The organism is Pseudomonas sp. F8002, assembly GCF_013385495.1.
Taxonomy (GTDB): domain Bacteria; phylum Pseudomonadota; class Gammaproteobacteria; order Pseudomonadales; family Pseudomonadaceae; genus Aquipseudomonas.
Genome location: NZ_JACAPW010000001.1, coordinates 438,016 through 454,289, shown reverse-complemented (window position 1 = coordinate 454,289; position 16,274 = coordinate 438,016). Strand labels below are relative to the sequence as shown.

General features: G+C 60.1%; 22 protein-coding genes. 7 read left to right on the top strand and 15 right to left on the bottom strand.

The window, feature by feature from the left end; all coding sequences use genetic code 11:
• Window position 1 precedes the first annotated feature (1 nt).
• The 4 genes from HX811_RS02110 to tsaA all read left to right on the top strand — a co-directional run bounded on the left by HX811_RS02110 (window position 2) and on the right by tsaA (window position 2,496).
• On the top strand, window positions 2–475 hold the full coding sequence (locus HX811_RS02110; protein WP_003208626.1) for a GNAT family N-acetyltransferase: 474 nt from the start codon (window positions 2–4) through the stop codon (window positions 473–475).
• Window positions 476–546: 71 nt separating this feature from the next.
• Window positions 547–1,257, top strand: a complete 711-nt coding sequence (locus tag HX811_RS02105) for an rRNA pseudouridine synthase (RefSeq protein ID WP_003208627.1) — start codon at window positions 547–549, stop codon at window positions 1,255–1,257.
• Window positions 1,258–1,334: 77 nt separating this feature from the next.
• Window positions 1,335–1,796: a DUF1456 family protein gene (locus tag HX811_RS02100; protein ID WP_003208629.1), complete on the top strand. Its 462-nt coding sequence runs from the start codon at window positions 1,335–1,337 to the stop codon at window positions 1,794–1,796.
• A gap of 4 nt (window positions 1,797–1,800) precedes the next feature.
• The gene (gene tsaA / locus HX811_RS02095) at window positions 1,801–2,496 is read left to right on the top strand and encodes a tRNA (N6-threonylcarbamoyladenosine(37)-N6)-methyltransferase TrmO (protein ID WP_177044524.1); all 696 of its coding nucleotides are present in this window, start codon (window positions 1,801–1,803) and stop codon (window positions 2,494–2,496) included.
• Between the two features lie 217 nt (window positions 2,497–2,713).
• On the opposite strand, the gene fpr is transcribed toward tsaA, so the two are convergent.
• Window positions 2,714–3,493: a ferredoxin-NADP reductase gene (gene fpr / locus HX811_RS02090; RefSeq protein WP_003189055.1), complete on the bottom strand. Its 780-nt coding sequence runs from the start codon at window positions 3,491–3,493 to the stop codon at window positions 2,714–2,716.
• Between the two features lie 124 nt (window positions 3,494–3,617).
• Here fpr and HX811_RS02085 point away from each other — a divergent pair, with 124 nt between their 5' ends.
• Entirely contained in the window at window positions 3,618–4,544 is a 927-nt protein-coding gene (locus HX811_RS02085; protein ID WP_003208633.1) for a LysR family transcriptional regulator, read from the top strand.
• On the opposite strand, the gene HX811_RS02080 is transcribed toward HX811_RS02085, so the two are convergent.
• The 3 genes from HX811_RS02080 to HX811_RS02070 all read right to left on the bottom strand — a co-directional run bounded on the left by HX811_RS02080 (window position 4,541) and on the right by HX811_RS02070 (window position 6,594).
• Window positions 4,541–4,903, bottom strand: coding sequence for a diacylglycerol kinase (locus HX811_RS02080; protein ID WP_003208635.1), 363 nt, complete (start codon window positions 4,901–4,903; stop codon window positions 4,541–4,543). The genes HX811_RS02085 and HX811_RS02080 overlap by 4 nt on opposite strands.
• 75 nt (window positions 4,904–4,978) lie before the next feature.
• Window positions 4,979–5,629, bottom strand: a complete 651-nt coding sequence (erdR, locus tag HX811_RS02075; RefSeq protein WP_003208636.1) for a response regulator transcription factor ErdR — start codon at window positions 5,627–5,629, stop codon at window positions 4,979–4,981.
• A 254-nt stretch (window positions 5,630–5,883) separates the two neighbouring features.
• Window positions 5,884–6,594 (bottom strand): tRNA-uridine aminocarboxypropyltransferase, encoded by a 711-nt coding sequence (locus HX811_RS02070; protein ID WP_177044522.1) that lies wholly within the window; start codon window positions 6,592–6,594, stop codon window positions 5,884–5,886.
• Between the two features lie 205 nt (window positions 6,595–6,799).
• Here HX811_RS02070 and HX811_RS02065 point away from each other — a divergent pair, with 205 nt between their 5' ends.
• Together HX811_RS02065 and HX811_RS02060 are read left to right on the top strand one after the other, a co-directional pair.
• Complete coding sequence (locus HX811_RS02065) at window positions 6,800–7,240, top strand: PA3611 family quorum-sensing-regulated virulence factor (RefSeq protein ID WP_003208640.1); 441 nt, start codon at window positions 6,800–6,802, stop codon at window positions 7,238–7,240.
• Between the two features lie 375 nt (window positions 7,241–7,615).
• Window positions 7,616–8,725, top strand: coding sequence for a TIGR00730 family Rossman fold protein (locus HX811_RS02060; RefSeq protein WP_177044521.1), 1,110 nt, complete (start codon window positions 7,616–7,618; stop codon window positions 8,723–8,725).
• A gap of 168 nt (window positions 8,726–8,893) precedes the next feature.
• Here HX811_RS02060 and recX read toward each other — a convergent pair whose 3' ends face one another.
• The 11 genes from recX to HX811_RS02005 all read right to left on the bottom strand — a co-directional run bounded on the left by recX (window position 8,894) and on the right by HX811_RS02005 (window position 16,266).
• A complete protein-coding gene (gene recX / locus HX811_RS02055) occupies window positions 8,894–9,361 on the bottom strand; it encodes a recombination regulator RecX (RefSeq protein ID WP_003208644.1) in 468 nt (155 codons plus the stop codon).
• An 8-nt stretch (window positions 9,362–9,369) separates the two neighbouring features.
• Window positions 9,370–10,428 carry a recombinase RecA gene (gene recA, locus HX811_RS02050; protein WP_003208645.1) on the bottom strand — a complete coding sequence of 353 codons (1,059 nt, stop codon included), beginning with the start codon at window positions 10,426–10,428 and terminating at the stop codon, window positions 9,370–9,372.
• Between the two features lie 83 nt (window positions 10,429–10,511).
• On the bottom strand, window positions 10,512–11,012 hold the full coding sequence (locus HX811_RS02045; RefSeq protein ID WP_003208648.1) for a CinA family protein: 501 nt from the start codon (window positions 11,010–11,012) through the stop codon (window positions 10,512–10,514).
• A gap of 71 nt (window positions 11,013–11,083) precedes the next feature.
• Window positions 11,084–11,575 carry a lysis system i-spanin subunit Rz gene (locus tag HX811_RS02040; RefSeq protein ID WP_177044520.1) on the bottom strand — a complete coding sequence of 164 codons (492 nt, stop codon included), beginning with the start codon at window positions 11,573–11,575 and terminating at the stop codon, window positions 11,084–11,086.
• Window positions 11,563–12,120, bottom strand: coding sequence for a glycoside hydrolase family 19 protein (locus tag HX811_RS02035; protein WP_177044519.1), 558 nt, complete (start codon window positions 12,118–12,120; stop codon window positions 11,563–11,565). Before HX811_RS02035 ends, HX811_RS02040 begins: the two co-directional genes overlap by 13 nt.
• 27 nt (window positions 12,121–12,147) lie before the next feature.
• Entirely contained in the window at window positions 12,148–12,609 is a 462-nt protein-coding gene (locus HX811_RS02030; protein ID WP_256344339.1) for a phage tail assembly chaperone, read from the bottom strand.
• A complete protein-coding gene (locus HX811_RS31900) occupies window positions 12,609–13,730 on the bottom strand; it encodes a hypothetical protein (protein WP_371132333.1) in 1,122 nt (373 codons plus the stop codon). Before HX811_RS31900 ends, HX811_RS02030 begins: the two co-directional genes overlap by 1 nt.
• Before the next feature lie 11 nt (window positions 13,731–13,741).
• A complete protein-coding gene (locus HX811_RS02020; protein WP_087695306.1) occupies window positions 13,742–14,341 on the bottom strand; it encodes a YmfQ family protein in 600 nt (199 codons plus the stop codon).
• Window positions 14,329–15,369, bottom strand: a complete 1,041-nt coding sequence (locus HX811_RS02015) for a baseplate J/gp47 family protein (RefSeq protein ID WP_177044518.1) — start codon at window positions 15,367–15,369, stop codon at window positions 14,329–14,331. Before HX811_RS02015 ends, HX811_RS02020 begins: the two co-directional genes overlap by 13 nt.
• Entirely contained in the window at window positions 15,359–15,757 is a 399-nt protein-coding gene (locus tag HX811_RS02010; protein WP_177044517.1) for a phage GP46 family protein, read from the bottom strand. Before HX811_RS02010 ends, HX811_RS02015 begins: the two co-directional genes overlap by 11 nt.
• Complete coding sequence (locus tag HX811_RS02005; RefSeq protein WP_177019268.1) at window positions 15,757–16,266, bottom strand: phage baseplate assembly protein V; 510 nt, start codon at window positions 16,264–16,266, stop codon at window positions 15,757–15,759. Before HX811_RS02005 ends, HX811_RS02010 begins: the two co-directional genes overlap by 1 nt.
• Window positions 16,267–16,274 lie beyond the last annotated feature (8 nt).

Below are 16,274 nucleotides of genomic sequence, written 5' to 3'. Positions count from 1 at the left end.
CATGCGTCAGCATTCGGTTATCCATACACCCAAATCCAGCGACTATCAGGAACTGACCCGCATCTGGGAGGCTTCGGTGCGGGCCACCCATGACTTCCTGCCGGACAGTTACATCGAGTTGCTGAAAAACCTGGTGCTGACCCGCTACCTCGACGCGGTGATGCTGATCTGCACCAAGGACTCGCGCCAGCGCATCACCGGATTTGCCGGAGTGGCGGCGGGCAAGGTCGAGATGCTGTTTATCGACCCCGAGCACCGTGGCCAGGGCCTGGGCCGGCAATTGCTGCGCTATGCCATCGAGTCGATGAATGCCGATCAACTGGACGTCAACGAACAGAACCCGCAGGCCCTGGGCTTTTACTTCAAGCAGGGCTTTGAGGTGATCGGACGCACGGACCATGACGGCATGGGCCAGCCTTATCCGTTGCTGCACATGCGTTTGCGCCAGGCCCAGCCACAGGCACGTCGCGGCTAAATGAAATGGAGCCGGGATTAACCGGCGCCACACAGGTACAATAGCCGCCCCCTTTTGTTTCGGCCCTTGTCATGACTGAACCCCTACGCCTCTCCAAACGCCTCATCGAACTGGTCGGTTGCTCCCGTCGGGAGGCTGAGCTGTTCATCGAAGGCGGCTGGGTCACGGTGGACGGCGAAGTGATCGACGAGCCGCAGTTCAAGGTCACCACCCAGAAGGTCGAGCTTGACCCTGAGGCCAAGGCCACAGCGCCGGAGCCGGTGACCATCCTGTTCCACGCCCCCGCCGGCGTGGATGCCGAGACAGCCATGGCGTCGATCAACGCCGAGACCCTGTCGGAAGAACACCGCTTCAGCAAGCGCCCGCTCAAGGGCCACTTCCTGCGCCTGACCGCCAGCAGTGACCTGCAAGCCAAGGCCAGCGGCCTGCTGGTGTTCACCCAGGACTGGAAGATTTTGCGCAAGCTGACCGCTGACGCGAACAAGATCGAACAGGAATACGTGGTGGAGGTGTCCGGCGACATGGTCGCCCACGGCCTGAACCGCCTCAACCATGGCCTGACCTACAAGGGTAAGGAATTGCCGGCGGTGAAAGCCAGCTGGCAGAACGAGAACCGCCTGCGCTTTGCGCTGAAAAACCCGCAACCGGGTGTGATTGCCTTGTTCTGCGAAGCCGTCGGCCTGAAAGTCGTCGCCATTCGACGCATCCGCATTGGCGGAGTCTCCATCGGCAAAGTGCCGGTAGGCCAATGGCGCTATCTGTCCGGCAAAGAAAAGTTCTAAGACTTTTTTCGCCGCCGAATCTCTCGATACCGCCTGCCTGGGCGGTGTCCACAGTTGAATGACCAGGATTGCCCACCATGATTCACAACGATGTACTGCGCAGCGTGCGCTACATGCTCGACATCAGCGACAACAAGATGGTCGAGATCATCAAGCTCGGCGGCATGGAAGTCACCAAGGACGACCTGCTGACCTACCTCAAGAAAGACGAGGAAGAAGGCTTCGTGTTCTGCCCGGACGAAGTCATGGCGCATTTCCTCGATGGCCTGGTGATCTTCAAGCGCGGCAAGGACGAGAGCCGTCCACCGCAGCCGATCGAACTGCCGGTGACCAACAACATCGTCCTGAAGAAACTGCGCGTGGCCTTCGAACTGAAGGAAGACGACATGCACGCGATCCTCAAGGCCTCCGAGTTCCCGGTGTCCAAGCCTGAGCTGAGCGCGCTGTTCCGCAAGTTCGGCCACACCAACTACCGCACCTGTGGTGACCAACTGTTGCGCAACTTCCTCAAGGGCCTGACCCTGCGCGTTCGCGCCTAAACCCGTGAACTACAGCGTCTCGCCCATCGGCTTTGTCCGCTCCTGCTTCAAGGAGAAGTTCGCCATCCCGCGCCAGCCACAACTGGCGCCTGCCGCCCGGGGCGTGCTGGAGTTGGTGGCACCATTCGACCAGGGTGAGGCAGTGCAGGGTTTGGAACAGGTCAGCCATGTGTGGCTGCTGTTCCTGTTCCACCAGGCGCTGGAAGATAAACCACGGCTGAAAGTGCGCCCGCCGCGCCTGGGTGGCAACACGTCCATGGGCGTGTTCGCCACCCGCGCGACGCACCGGCCCAACGGCATCGGCCAGTCAGTGGTCAAGCTGGACAAGGTGGAAGATGGGCGCCTGTGGATATCCGGGATCGACCTGCTGGATGGCACACCGATTCTCGACATCAAGCCCTACGTGCCGTACGCAGACATAGTTGACACTGCGACCAACAGCATCGCCAGCGCTGCGCCACCGCTGATTCCCGTGCAGTGGCTGAAGACTGCGCTGCAACAGGCAGAAGGCCACGCTCAGCGCCTTGGCGAGCCATTGGTGGCGTTGATCGAGCAGTGCCTGGCGCAGGATCCACGGCCGGCCTACCAGACGCCGGGGCCGGAGCGGGAATACGGGGCGCAGTTCTGGGATGTTGATGTGCGCTGGCACTATCCCGAAGCCGGGATGATTTGTGTGCTGGAAGTGATTGCCGCCAAGTAAATCCCGGAAACGAAAAAGCCCGCGCTGCCTGTGAAGGCAACGCGGGCTTTTTAGTCGCACCAAAGTCATGTGGCGAGGGAGCTTGCTCCCGTTGGGCTGCGCAGCGGCCCCAAAACCTGACACCCCATTTTATCTGGAACAACCAGGTGGCCTCGCCGGGACCGCTTCGCAGTCCAACGGGAGCAAGCTCCCTCGCCACAAAAGCAAATCGGTTCGCTTATTTCTCGACGAACGCACGCTCGATCAGGTAGTCGCCCGGCTCACGCATACGCGGGGAAACCTTCAGGCCGAAGCTGTTGAGCACTTCGCTGGTTTCATCCAGCATGCTTGGGCTGCCGCACAGCATGGCGCGGTCGTCTTCAGGATTGATCGGCGGCAGGCCGATGTCACTGAACAGCTTGCCGCTGCGCATCAGGTCGGTCAGGCGGCCTTCGTTTTCGAACGGCTCACGGGTCACGGTCGGGTAGTAGATCAACTTGTCACGCAGCGCCTCGCCGAAGAACTCGTTCTGCGGCAGGTGCTCGGTGATGAATTCGCGGTAGGCGACTTCGTTGACGTAACGCACGCCGTGGCACAGGATCACTTTTTCGAAACGCTCGTAGGTTTCAGGGTCCTGGATCACGCTCATGAACGGCGCCAGGCCAGTGCCGGTGCTGAGCAGGTACAGGTGCTTGCCCGGCTTCAAATCGTCAAGCACCAGGGTGCCCGTCGGTTTTTTGCTGATGATGATCTCGTCGCCTTCCTTCAAGTGCTGCAATTGGGAAGTCAGCGGGCCATCGGGCACCTTGATGCTGAAGAACTCCAGATGCTCTTCCCAGTTCGGGCTGGCAATCGAGTAAGCGCGCATGAGCGGGCGGCCGTTGGGCTGTTGCAGGCCGATCATCACGAACTGACCGTTCTCGAAGCGCAGGCCCGGATCGCGGGTGCACTTGAAGCTGAACAGAGTGTCGTTCCAGTGATGAACACTGAGGACACGCTCGTGGTTCATGTTGCTCATGTACGGGGGACTCCTGGAAATGGGTCTGCGCCAAATGATGGATGCGCAATTGCACAGCATTCTAATGGCGGCGACAATATCTGTTAACTGGATTATTAAGATAAGGGTTATCGGTTATATCGATATGCGATTTACTCTACGTCAACTGCAAGTCTTCGTCGCCGTCGCCCAGCAGGAAAGCGTCTCGCGCGCTGCTGGCCTTCTGGCCTTATCTCAATCCGCCGCCAGCACGTCGATTACCGAGCTGGAGCGGCAATCCAGCTGCCAATTGTTCGACCGCGCGGGCAAACGCCTGAGCCTCAACGCCCTCGGTCACCAGCTATTGCCCCAGGCGGTGGCACTGCTGGACCAGGCCAAGGAGATCGAGGACCTGCTCAACGGCAAGTCGGGCTTCGGCTCCCTGGCGGTCGGGGCCACGCTGACCATCGGCAACTACCTGGCCACGCTGCTGATCGGCAGCTTCATGCAGCAGCATCCCGAGAGCCAGGTGAAGCTGCATGTGCAGAACACTGCGCATATCGTGCATCAGGTGGCGCACTACGAAATTGATCTGGGTCTAATCGAAGGCGACTGCAGCCACCCGGACATCGAGGTGCAAACCTGGGTGGAAGATGAACTGGTGGTGTTCTGCGCACCCCAGCATCACTTGGCCAAGCGCGGCCAGGCGACCATGGAAGAGCTGACCCATGAAGCCTGGATCCTGCGGGAACAAGGCTCTGGAACACGCCTGACCTTTGACCAGGCCATGCGGCATCACCGCAGCGCGCTGAATATCCGCCTGGAGCTGGAACACACCGAGGCAATCAAACGCGCGGTGGAATCAGGCTTGGGGATTGGCTGCATTTCCCGGCTGGCGCTGCGCGACGCCTTCCGGCGTGGCAGCCTGGTACCGGTGGAAACCCCGGACCTGGACCTGGCCCGGCAGTTCTATTTCATCTGGCACAAGCAAAAGTACCAGACCTCGGCGATGCGCGAATTCCTCGAGCTGTGCCGGTCGTTCACCGCCGGGGTGCAGCGCAGCGACGAGATTGTACTGCCGACCATTGCCTAGATCAGGATCACGGCCCACACCAGGGTAATCATGGTCAGCGCTACGAACTGCGCGGCGCTGCCCATGTCCTTGGCATTTTTCGACAAGGGGTGCAGGTCCAGGGAAATCCGGTCGATCGCCGCTTCGACGGCGGAGTTGAGCAACTCGACGATCAACGCCAGCAGGCACACGGCGATCAGCAGCGCCCGCTCTACCCGGCTGACGTTAAGGAAGAAACTCAGCGGGATCAGGATGACATTGAGCAACACCAGCTGACGAAACGCCGCCTCGCCGGTGAAAGCCGCACGCAGGCCATCCAGGGAATATCCGCCTGCGTTGAAAATACGTTTGATACCGGTTTGACCCTTGAAAGGCGACATAGAGTAGGCAACTGAGCAAAAAGGTGTGGGGAAACTAGAGCAAGCAAAGTCAAAAAAACGTGAATGAACAGCGTCTTAATGCTGCGAAATTGACTCAAGTTGTTGCAAGAGCAGCGCCGCCTGGGTTCGCGTACGTACGCCGAGCTTGCGGAAGATCGCCGTGACGTGAGCCTTGATGGTCGCTTCCGACACGCTCAGCTCGTAGGCAATCTGTTTGTTCAACAGGCCTTCGCAGACCATGGTCAATACGCGGAACTGCTGGGGCGTGAGGCTGGCCAGGCCATCACGCGCGGCCTTGGCTTCGTCGGAGACGTTGATCTCTTCAAAGGCCTGCGGCGGCCAGGAGACATCGCCATCCAGCACCGTGCGCACGGCTTTCTGGATGTCTTCCATGGAGCTGGACTTGGGAATGAAACCACTGGCACCGAACTCCTTGGAGCGCACCACCACCGACGCCTCTTCCTGGGCCGATACCATCACCACCGGTATCTGCGGGTATTGCCCACGCAGCAGCACCAGCCCGGAAAAACCGTAGGCACCCGGCATGTTCAGGTCCAGCAGGACCAGGTCCCAGTCGGACTTTTCGGTAAGGCGGGTTTCCAGCTCGGCAATGCTGGCGACTTCGACGAGGCGTACATCCGGCCCCAGGCCCAGCGTGACCGCCTGGTGCAGCGCACTGCGAAACAGCGGGTGGTCATCGGCAATCAGGATTTCGTATGTGGCCATTTATTAAATGATCCTGTTTTTTAGGGCGGCACTGATGGGTTCAGTGCCCGCCAACGCGCAAGGTGGCTGCCAGGCCAGCAGTCACCAAAGGGCGCGCTCAACGTCAAAAAGCGACGTATCCAATCTGTGACAGCGCCCCAATCGGCGCCAAGCATGCCCAGCGTAGCCTGGGTGGTCAAGCGCTACGCCCGTGGCTATTTTAGCGGGCTGCGCGTTTGCGCGGCCATCATGCAAAGGTCGGCTGGCCATGACACCTAGAGATAAGGTGCAAGGCGAGTATGGACGACATCGGCCGGGTCCAGCGCCAGTTGAAACTTGGCGGCCAGGTAGTGAGTGCTGAATACGTCCAGATAGGCATCCAGGACTTCACTGGCTGCGGCATCTTCAGCCAGCTCCAGGCACAGCGCGGCGACTTCGGCGGTGCAGAAGTGGTCATCACGCTTGGAGCGACGCAGCTTGTAGCGCGACAGTTGCTCGGGCGCCAGGCTCAGCACCGGCAAGTGCTCCAGGTACGGGCTCTTGCGGAACATCTTGCGCGCCTCGCTCCAGGTGCCGTCCAGCAAAATGAACAGCGGGCGCTTGCCCTCCTCCAGCCTGACCTGATGGACCACCCGCTCCGGGGCCACGAATTCGCCGGGAAAGACGATGTATGGCTGCCATTGCGGGTCGTCCAGCAAGTTCAGCAACTCCGGCTCAACCTCAGTGCGCGACCAGGGGAACGCGGACGTGTCGTTGATCACATCGGCAATCAGCCAGCCGGTGTTGCTGGGTTTCATCGGCTCTACGTCGTGCATCAGCAGGCACATGCCGGATCTGGCCTGGACCTTGGGCCGCCAGGCGCACAGGCAGTACTCGGGAATCACCCGGCAGCCGGGGCAGCGTTCGGCCCGCGAGCCTCGCGCTACAAACGGTTTTACGGCACGGGCCAGGCGCTGCGTGCGCAAACGGGAGACGGCATGGCTCATCGGGTGCGCAGCAGGGAAGTGGAAATCGACACGGATAGAACTCGGAAGGCAAAAGTTACCGCAGTTTACCAGAGCCGCCCCCGGCCACCTGCACTTCCCGGCAATAGGCTGGCCCTAGGGGCAAGCGGTCACCTATAATCCCGCGCCACTGAACGCACAGCGCAGTGGCTGGTCTATGCACCAGTAACCGAATCAGGAGAGTTTCATGCTGCGTCTTATGCCACGCCTTGTAGTTCCGTCCGTCGCCCTCGCGCTGGTGTTGCCTCTGGGTGCCCAAGCGGCCTCGTTGCTGGAGGCTCAACTGAACAGGAAGCTGCAAAGCGTCGCAGAGGAAACCAACAAAGAACTGCCACGGGAAATTGACGAAAAGACCCTGGAAGTTGCCTACACCGTTGAAGGCCTGCAACTGATTGATCATCTCAGCGTACTGCCAGACCGCGCCGAGCAAATGCGCGCCAATCCCAAGGCTGTGTACTTCCAGCTCGGCCAAAGTGTGTGCCTGAACAAGGGTTACCGCGAGCTGATGGCCAAGGGCGCGATCATGCGCTATGAAATCACCGAGAACAAAACCAACCGCCCGGTAGCCTCGGTGAAGTTCCAGGAAGCAGATTGCCCGGCGCCGGCTGCGGCGAAGAAGAAAAAGTAAGCGATGCTCCCTGTCGCGCGCTGCTGATCAGCGGCGCGCAATATGCCCCACCGAACTATCCGCAAGTGCCTGTTCACGGCAGCGTCTAAACTCCCTCAGAAGTGATCAATAAGCGGTTGCCAGCCAAGACTTTATAGGCTCATGATCAATTCATCCGGAACGCCTGGAACATCGGGTTTTCACACCGTCCTGTAACATTTTCAGGGCAAAAGAGGGTTGCCCTCCTGAGCGTGCAATGCAAAGGTTTTTAATCATAAGGAATATACAGAACCGGTTTCGCCCACCTCGTTAACCAGAGGCAACGACACATGCAGTGTCGTGGTCCCGACGAATCTCTCGTCGGCACCCAGGGTTCTGTGAAGAAGGAGAAGTTGAATGCCTTACGAACCGAATGAACTCCTGATCCGTCAATTTGAAGAAAACGGCACCGACCTCACGCAGCAGGTCGACGCGCAACTCCACTCGATTGCGCCCAACAGCCCGAATATCCCCCTTTATCGCGACATGATCTTCACCGTGTTGCGCATGGCCCAGGACGACCGCAGCCGCTGGAATGCCAAGATCACCTTGCAGGCGATCCGGGAACTGGACCACGCCTTCCGCGTGCTCGAACAGTTCAAGGGGCGGCGCAAAGTCACGGTGTTCGGCTCGGCGCGCACGCCGGTGGAAAGCCCGTTGTATGCACTGGCCCGGGAAGTGGGCGCGGTCCTGGCCCGTTCGGACCTGATGGTGATCACGGGCGGTGGCGGCGGCATCATGGCGGCGGCCCACGAGGGTGCCGGCCTGGAGCACAGCCTGGGGTTCAACATCACCCTGCCCTTTGAACAGCACGCCAACCCGACCATCGATGGCACCGAGAACCTGCTGTCCTTCCACTTCTTCTTTACCCGCAAGCTGTTCTTCGTCAAGGAAGCCGACGCCTTGATCCTGTGCCCGGGCGGTTTCGGTACCCTGGATGAAGCGCTGGAGGTGCTGACCCTGATCCAGACCGGCAAAAGCCCGCTGGTACCGGTGGTACTGCTGGATGCACCGGGCGGTAGCTTCTGGCAAGGCGCACTGGACTTTATCCGCAGCCAGCTTGAGGCCAATCGCTACATCCTGCCCACCGACCTCAAGCTGGTCCGCCTGGTGTACAGCGCCGAAGAGGCGGTGGACGAAATCAACCAGTTCTACGCCAACTTCCACTCCACCCGCTGGCTGAAGCGCCAGTTTGTAATTCGCATGAATCATCCGTTGAGTGACCGCGCACTGGCCCATCTGCAGGAGGCATTTGCCAGTCTTCGCCTCAGTGGCGACTTCCAACAAATTCCGTACACCGGCGAAGAGCATGACGAGCCAAGCTTCAGCCATCTGACGCGGCTGGTGTTCAACTTCAACGGGCGTGATCAGGGACGGTTGCGGGAATTGGTGGATTACATCAACTTGCCGGAAAACTGGGCCCAGGCTCAGGGGAAAACGCAGCAGCGGGTGACGGAGACGGCGTGACCTGACACTGAATCGAAAAAAGGCCCGCTATTTTCATAGCGGGCCTTTTGGGTTGTGTCAGGTAGAACGATGCGCAGGTTGGGGCCGCTGCGCAGCCCAGCGGGAGCAAGCTCCCTCGCCACACCAAGCCCCGTAGTGATCAGAGCAACCATTTACCAGGCGCAGCCTTCAGTCATCCATATCCCGACCGCTCAACAGGCGACTGATCATCTCCATCGAAAACCCGCGATAACTCAGGAAGCGACCTTGCTTAGCCCGCTCACGCGCATCAATAGGCAGATGACCGGCAAACTTGCGCCGCCAGGTTTCTTCCAGTTGTGCCTGCCAACTGATGCCGCACTCACGCAACGCGAGTTCGATATCAGCACGCTGCAAGCCACGCTGGCTCAGCTCTTCACGAATTCGTGCAGGGCCATAGCCGGATCGGGCTCGGTAGGAGACGAAACTTTCGAGGTAACGGGACTCCGACAGCAGCCCTTCTTCCGTCAAACGGTCAAGGGCTGCGTCGATCATCTCGGGATCTGCGCCACGCTGACGCAGCTTACGCGTCAGCTCGACTCGACCATGCTCGCGCCGTGCGAGCAGGTCCATTGCAGTGCGCCTTACGGCGACGGGTGTATCCAGGACAACGCTCATCGTTTGCTTCAGATGTCAGTGTCGACTTCTTCTACTTCTTCAACCGGCTCGCGGTTGGCGGCAGCCTTGACGTCAGGTGCCGGGGTCAGCAACTTGTCGCGGATCTGCTTCTCGAGCGTAGCGGCAACATCCGGGTTATCCGCAAGGAACTTGGCCGAGTTGGCCTTGCCCTGGCCGATCTTGCTGCCGTTGTAGGCATACCAGGCACCGGACTTCTCGACGAAACCGTGCAGCACGCCCAGGTCGATCATCTCGCCGTTCAGGTAGATACCCTTGCCGTAGAGAATCTGGAACTCGGCCTGACGGAACGGCGGGGCCACCTTGTTCTTCACGACTTTAACGCGGGTTTCGCTACCGACAACCTCGTCACCTTCCTTCACCGCGCCAGTACGACGGATGTCCAGACGGACCGAAGCGTAGAACTTCAGCGCGTTACCACCGGTGGTGGTTTCCGGGCTGCCGAACATCACGCCGATCTTCATCCGGATCTGGTTGATGAAGATCACCAGGCAGTTGGCGTTCTTGATGTTACCGGTGATTTTACGCAGGGCCTGGGACATCAAGCGGGCTTGAAGGCCCACGTGCATGTCGCCCATTTCGCCTTCGATTTCAGCCTTGGGTACCAGGGCTGCCACGGAGTCGACCACGATCACGTCGATGGCGTTGGAGCGCACCAGCATGTCGGTGATTTCCAGCGCTTGCTCACCGGTGTCCGGTTGCGAAACCAGCAGGTCGTCAACGTTGACGCCCAGCTTGCCGGCGTATTCAGGATCCAGGGCGTGCTCGGCATCGACGAACGCACAGGTGGCGCCCATTTTTTGTGCCTGGGCAATCACCGACAGGGTCAGGGTGGTTTTACCGGAAGATTCAGGACCGTAGATCTCAACGATACGGCCTTTTGGCAGGCCGCCAATGCCGAGCGCGATGTCCAGACCCAGAGAGCCTGTGGAGATAGCCGGGATCGCCTGACGGTCGTGATCGCCCATACGCATTACGGCACCCTTGCCGAATTGACGTTCGATCTGACCCAGGGCCGCAGCCAAGGCTTTCTTCTTGTTGTCGTCCATTAAAGTCCTCACGTAATCAATAAGGCCTGACGGCCAACACCTGTATAAGTAGACAGTATTGTTCCACAAAGATCCGTGATCGCCTACCCCTGATTTTCTATTTCTGCTGCAGCTCGTCGCAACAAGCCCTCTAGCGCGGCCTTTACCGTTTGTCGGCGGACCTCGTCGCGGTTGCCGGGGAAGTGTTCGAGCTCGGCGGTAACCTCATCGCCCACGCCCCAGGCCAGCCATACGGTGCCCACCGGCTTGTCCGGCGAACCGCCATCGGGCCCGGCCACGCCGCTGACTGCCACGGCAAAACGCGCCAGGCTTTTCTCCTGGGCGCCCCGCACCATCGCCTCCACCACTTCGCGGCTGACGGCACCGACCTTGGGGAACAGAGCTTCCGGCACATTCAGTTGCCGCGTCTTCTGGCGATTGGAATACGTGACATAGCCCGCCTCGAACCAGGCCGAACTCCCGGGAATCCGCGTGATTGCCTCGGCGATACCGCCGCCGGTGCACGACTCGGCCGTCGTGACGTGGGCATTGAGAACCTGCAAGCGTCGGCCAAGTTCAGCGGCGAGTTGAGTAATTTCCTTCACGGTCATCTCCTGGAGTGGACGGGCGTTTGCCTACCCTACAGGAGCCCATGGGCCATGCAAGTTACAAGAGACTAACGCGCGACGGCCCGGACATACGCCTGGCAGGCGCGCAAGGCGATCATTGCGTTATCGCCGTCGTCGGTGATGCCGATAATTCGTTGAGCATGCGCCGGGTCAAGTCGGGCTCGCGGGGCGCCATGAACCAGGCTGCCGGAGGGGGCGGTGGCTGGCATTGCACAGCCGCTGGCTGAATCGCTGGCGTCGAGAAGGACTGACAACCGCACATCAGCAGTGGCCAGGCGATCCCGCAGGTGAGCCTGAGCGCGTTGTGCATCGGAAAGCTCCCGGGTGTGTTGTTGGTCGCTGGCGCTGAGTTGTTGCTCCAGTGCCAGCCGTTTGTCCTGTTCCACCTGTTGTTGCTGGCTGAGTGCTGCGGCATGCAGAGCCTGCAGGTGCTCGATTTGTGCGCCATATCGCCAAGCCTGTACCTGCCAGGCAACACCCGCCGAAACTGCGAACAACAGGCAAAACCCAAGCAGGCGATACGACGTCAGGAAGCCCATGACACCGCCTTCGCCCGCGCCCACCGTTGCATACGGTTCTCCAGACCGTTGAGGCCACCATTGATGCGCCGGGTGATCGTGGTGAACTGGTCCTGGTCAGCCAGCTCGTTCAAGCCATTGCGCTGCCAGAACCACGCGGCAGATTCGCACGCCCATTGCGGCGTCTCCAGCAACTCCGGTTGGTGCAACAAACGCTCATCGCCGAACAGTGCCTGACTGCACGCCAGGTAGTTGCGCCGGCCGGTGATCTGGATCAGGCCGCGGCCGCGATACTTCTGGCCGTCGCCATCGGCTTCAGGGGAGTTGCCCAGGCGGGCGGCCAAGGTACCGGTGTCGTATTTGCTCAGGTATTGATCGCTGCCCAGTTCACGTACGTAGCGCAGTTCGCCGGATTCGTGGCCGATTTGGGCGAGGAAGGCGGCGATGCGTTTGGATGTTGTGATTTGGTGACGTGCGGTAGCCTCATTTAAAGGAGCCAAAAAAATGCCCGCTCTGAGGCGGGCTCCAGGCATTACCTGGATAAGTTGGGGAAGGGTTATTACCATCGATTTCTACTCTCGCAGCCGACACGTTTACTGAGCAACAGCATCCAACCAAGGTAATGCAACGGGCCGTTTAGTTATCGAAGGAAAGCTCTCAGCCTGGGGCCAGTCACGCAATGCTTGAGTGTATTTGAGCAACTCTTTGAACTGCTCATCTGACAGCGTGGTTTTCAATCCCATTTCCAACTGGTCACGATGACGATCACGTACCCAACTGATGCGCTGAATTTCTGAATCACGCCACATGCGCTCATTAGCCTTGACTTCAGCATCGGAAATGACCGGGGCGATATGTTCCTGGCACTGCTCACCCGAATCGATCAGCAAACGCACCGCGCGATAAACATCCGGTGTTTCGGCCTCGGTAGCATGGTACGGATAGCCATCCAGCGTCACCAGGTAGCTACCATCGGCTTTTAGAAAAATGTCCTCGATTTTGTAACTCGTAGACGAGGTGGCATCCAGATCCTCAACAGTCGTCTTGTTATCCATTACTGGATCCTCCATGCAAAACCAACACAGTTTCCATTGCCCACTGCAGTGCCTCCGGCGGCCACTCCAGCGTTGCCGCCAAGTGCGGCCCCATTGCCGTTGTAATTGGCGCAGAAAAAGGCCCACGTTCCGCCTGCCGGAAGTACACCGCTACCGCCTAGCGCGATCCATTGCCCTGCTACCGGTTTTAAAAAACTGGAAGCTGACAGAGCATCGGTAATCCCGTAACCCGCCAGCGTCGTAGCCACGTTCGCTTTACGGGCAGGGTCAAAATTGCCGGAGGTCCAAACCGTCTGTGATCCCCACGAGAGTTCTCCAGCAGAGTTCATAGCCAAAGACCTGGCAATCAGCCCCGCCCAGTGAAACAGGATTCGCGGTGCGTAATCGAAACTGGTCTGGGTATTACTGACTTCCTGCGCCTCTCGAATTTCCAACGCACCACCAACACCATTGCCAAGTTCTCCCAAGACTTGCGCGGACAAACTAGGTCGTTGACGACTGGTCCCCCCAACCACCAATGCGTCAGTGATTCCATATCCTGCCAGCGATGTTGCCTTATCTGCTTTGGCTGCCGGATTGAAGTTTCCGTCATGCCACAACATGCGCCAAGTTCCCTTGCCATCATCTGCAACTCGACGTACTCCGAACCATTCGCCTGTAATCCCCGCAAGGAGATCAAACCCATACTTACCATCGGGATACTTTATATGCAGCCCAGCGCCGTATCTGACCGCATCGGGCCGATCCGTCGTAGCGTCGGCGAGTGTCACGAACTGCGTGGAAGTTAACTCTGAGGAGTTTCCTTTCACCACGGCAGGAATAGTAAGAAGTCCGCCCGCCCCCGCAGGCATGGCATCCTTAATCCCATACCCCGCCAACGTCGTCGGCTTATTCTTCAACTTCAACCAATCACTCAAAACGCTAAGCGCCTGCGCTAACTGATCGGTCTTCGTCTCATCCGGCGCAATCCCCGCCGCCGCCAGCACATTCAAAATCTCCTGCGTAACCCCATTCCCCCAAGCCGCCGGAATCAAACTCCCCGGCGTCCCGGTCACCGGGTTTTCATCCACAAACTTGCCATTCACCAGCCCAACGCTGGGCACACTCTTTGGATAATCCACGCTTCTACCCTCTAGTCATAATTGATGTGCACCTGCGTATGAGCAGGTGCGCTGCGATGAATCAGGCACTCCAGGGCATTGCCCGGGTTGACGCCAAACCGCTCTCCCCAATAACTCGCCCCAAACCGCCGCCCCAGGTGCTGGCGGCCGCCGGTGTTGAGCGTCCACATGAAGTGCGCCTGCCAGGTGCCAAAATGCGCCGCGCCAAACCGTGAGCGGCCCATGCGCGGGGCGCGATGTTCAGTGACACTGGCGTCGGGATAACCCTGGCTGCGGGCGATTTCGATGTAGTACGCGGCGCGCTGGCTGCCCACCGCCAACAGACGTCGACGCACCGCCAGGCGACGGTCGTCGTACAGCGGGCTCAAGCCCAGGCAAGGGTCGGGCAGTTGCATCACCCTTTCCCACTCCGGCACCAGTTCGCTGACGGTCACGGGGTCCATTTCGTTTTGCAGGTCGCAGGCGCGGGCGTCGATGCGCGTAAGTTCTTCGGCGATGCCTTTGAGCACCGTCTGCAACTGCGGCATGGTCTCCAGGTCCCAGGCCGGACCGCTGGGCAACAGGGCGATCAGTTGTTCCTCGTACTGGCCAGCCGTCCTTATCCCAGCCATGTGATACCTCCAAACACCAGTAACTGGTTTGTCGCCGCCGTAACGTCCGCCAGCGGGCTTGTCAGTGTGTGATCGGTCTCACCGGTGGCGGTGCTGATGGCTTCGGCGATGTGGGTCAGCAACAAGCTGTCGCCCAGCCCCGCCTCGCGATTGTGCAAGTCTCGCAGTTGGGCCTCGACGGCCGCGCGCACGGCGCTGGTGTCGGGGGTCAAGCGCAGTTGATAAACCACTGGCTTCATCACCGGCGCCAACACATACACATCAGCGGTCACTGGCCGCAGCGGTTCGATATGGGCTTGAACCTGCGCCAACTGCGCTGCATTGGGGATCGGCTGCGGGTCGTCGTCACGCATCACGAACACCCCCACCGTCCCCGGCCCCAGGTAATTGCCGCGACACCATGCGCGGGTAATGCCGGGCACTTCGAGGGACCAGGTCTCGTAATCCTGTGCCGAACCGCCCTGGGGAATAACGCGATAGGAACGAATCACCCGCGCCCGCAGCGACTCCAGGGTTTCTCGCGCCACACCGCCGGTCAGCCCCGGCGCCAGCACGGTAAAGGTCGAACCAATACCTTGCAGCGGCTGGACCGCGATCAGGCTCAGCCCGGCATCAGCGTTGCCCAGCGTGCCGGCATCAATCGCCTGCACCGTGGCGGTGTTGAGGCCTGCATGGGTGGTACCGGCAGCGGTGACTTTGAAGCTGCGACCATCACTGGCTTGCAGCACCGTGTCCACATCCAGCACCGCGCCCGCCGCTGCGGTAAAACTCACGGTGCCACTGGCGGCTACCGCCGCCTTGCGTGCCTGGTTCAAACGCAGCGCAGCGATGCGTTCCAGGGTGGATTCATCGGCGGTATCCGGCAGGATCTGCTCAGCGATCCAATCGAGATAACCGTACAGGCCGAACGCAGCGCCACTCAGTGTGCGCGCCAGGACCTGGGCATCGGACTGGCGCAGCGAATCGCTGGCCAGGTCGCTTTGGGTGCGTTTGATCAGCACCGGCAGCGAAGGGGTTTCAAACGGCATAGATCACCTGCCAACTGTTATCAGGGTTGATGTCCAGGCGTTCGCCATCGGCCAGGGTCAGCTGCGTTCGCAGGTTGAGCCGCTGGGCGTCGAGGCGCTCACTGAGGACTTCGATGGCGCTGCAATGCCCGTCGTCGATCAGCCATTGCAAGGCTTCGCGGGCATAGAATTCGGCGTCCAGTTGCGTCTGGTGGGTCAGCTTGACCCGGCGCAGCAACCACAATCTTGAGCCGATACGGTCGTCGGCCACGCTGGGAAAACTGTCGCCCCACCAGCCGAAGCGCTCGTCATCGTCAACCGCATCGTCGGGCGCGGCACGGCGCCAGGTGAACAGGCTGATCAGCACCGAGCGGGTCAGGGCCTTTTTCAGGTTGTCGGAGACAAACATCACTGGCCTCCCGCCGGCGCACCGGTCTGGCCGCTGCCGGGCTGGACGCCCACATGCACGTGCTGGATCTGGCTGATGCCGCCGGCAATCTGGTCGCCCTGGGAGATGATCTTGCCGCTCTGGGTCAGGGTCGGCGTATCAATGTTCACCGCCTGGCTGGCGCGGATATTCAAGGTGCCGGTTTCAATGTCGATTACCCGCCCGCGCTTGAAATGAACTTTGTCGCCTTCGTCGGTATAGATCGCCACTTCACCCGGCGCCAGGGACTGCAAGCGATAGCGACGGTCTGCCACCACCAGCACGATGGCATGGGAGCGGTCACCGCCCAGGAAGGTGGCGATGCCTTCAGCACCCGCCAGAGGGTTGCTGGTAAAACCGTAGGGTTCGAAGTGCTCCATGTCGTCGTTCACTTCGCCTGCCGTCAGGCGCATTTGCAGCGATTGCAGCTTGGTGGCCGAGTGGGCGAGCACGACAGTGCCGCGCGCCAGCAGGCGAGTCAGTAAGCTCATGGAAATTC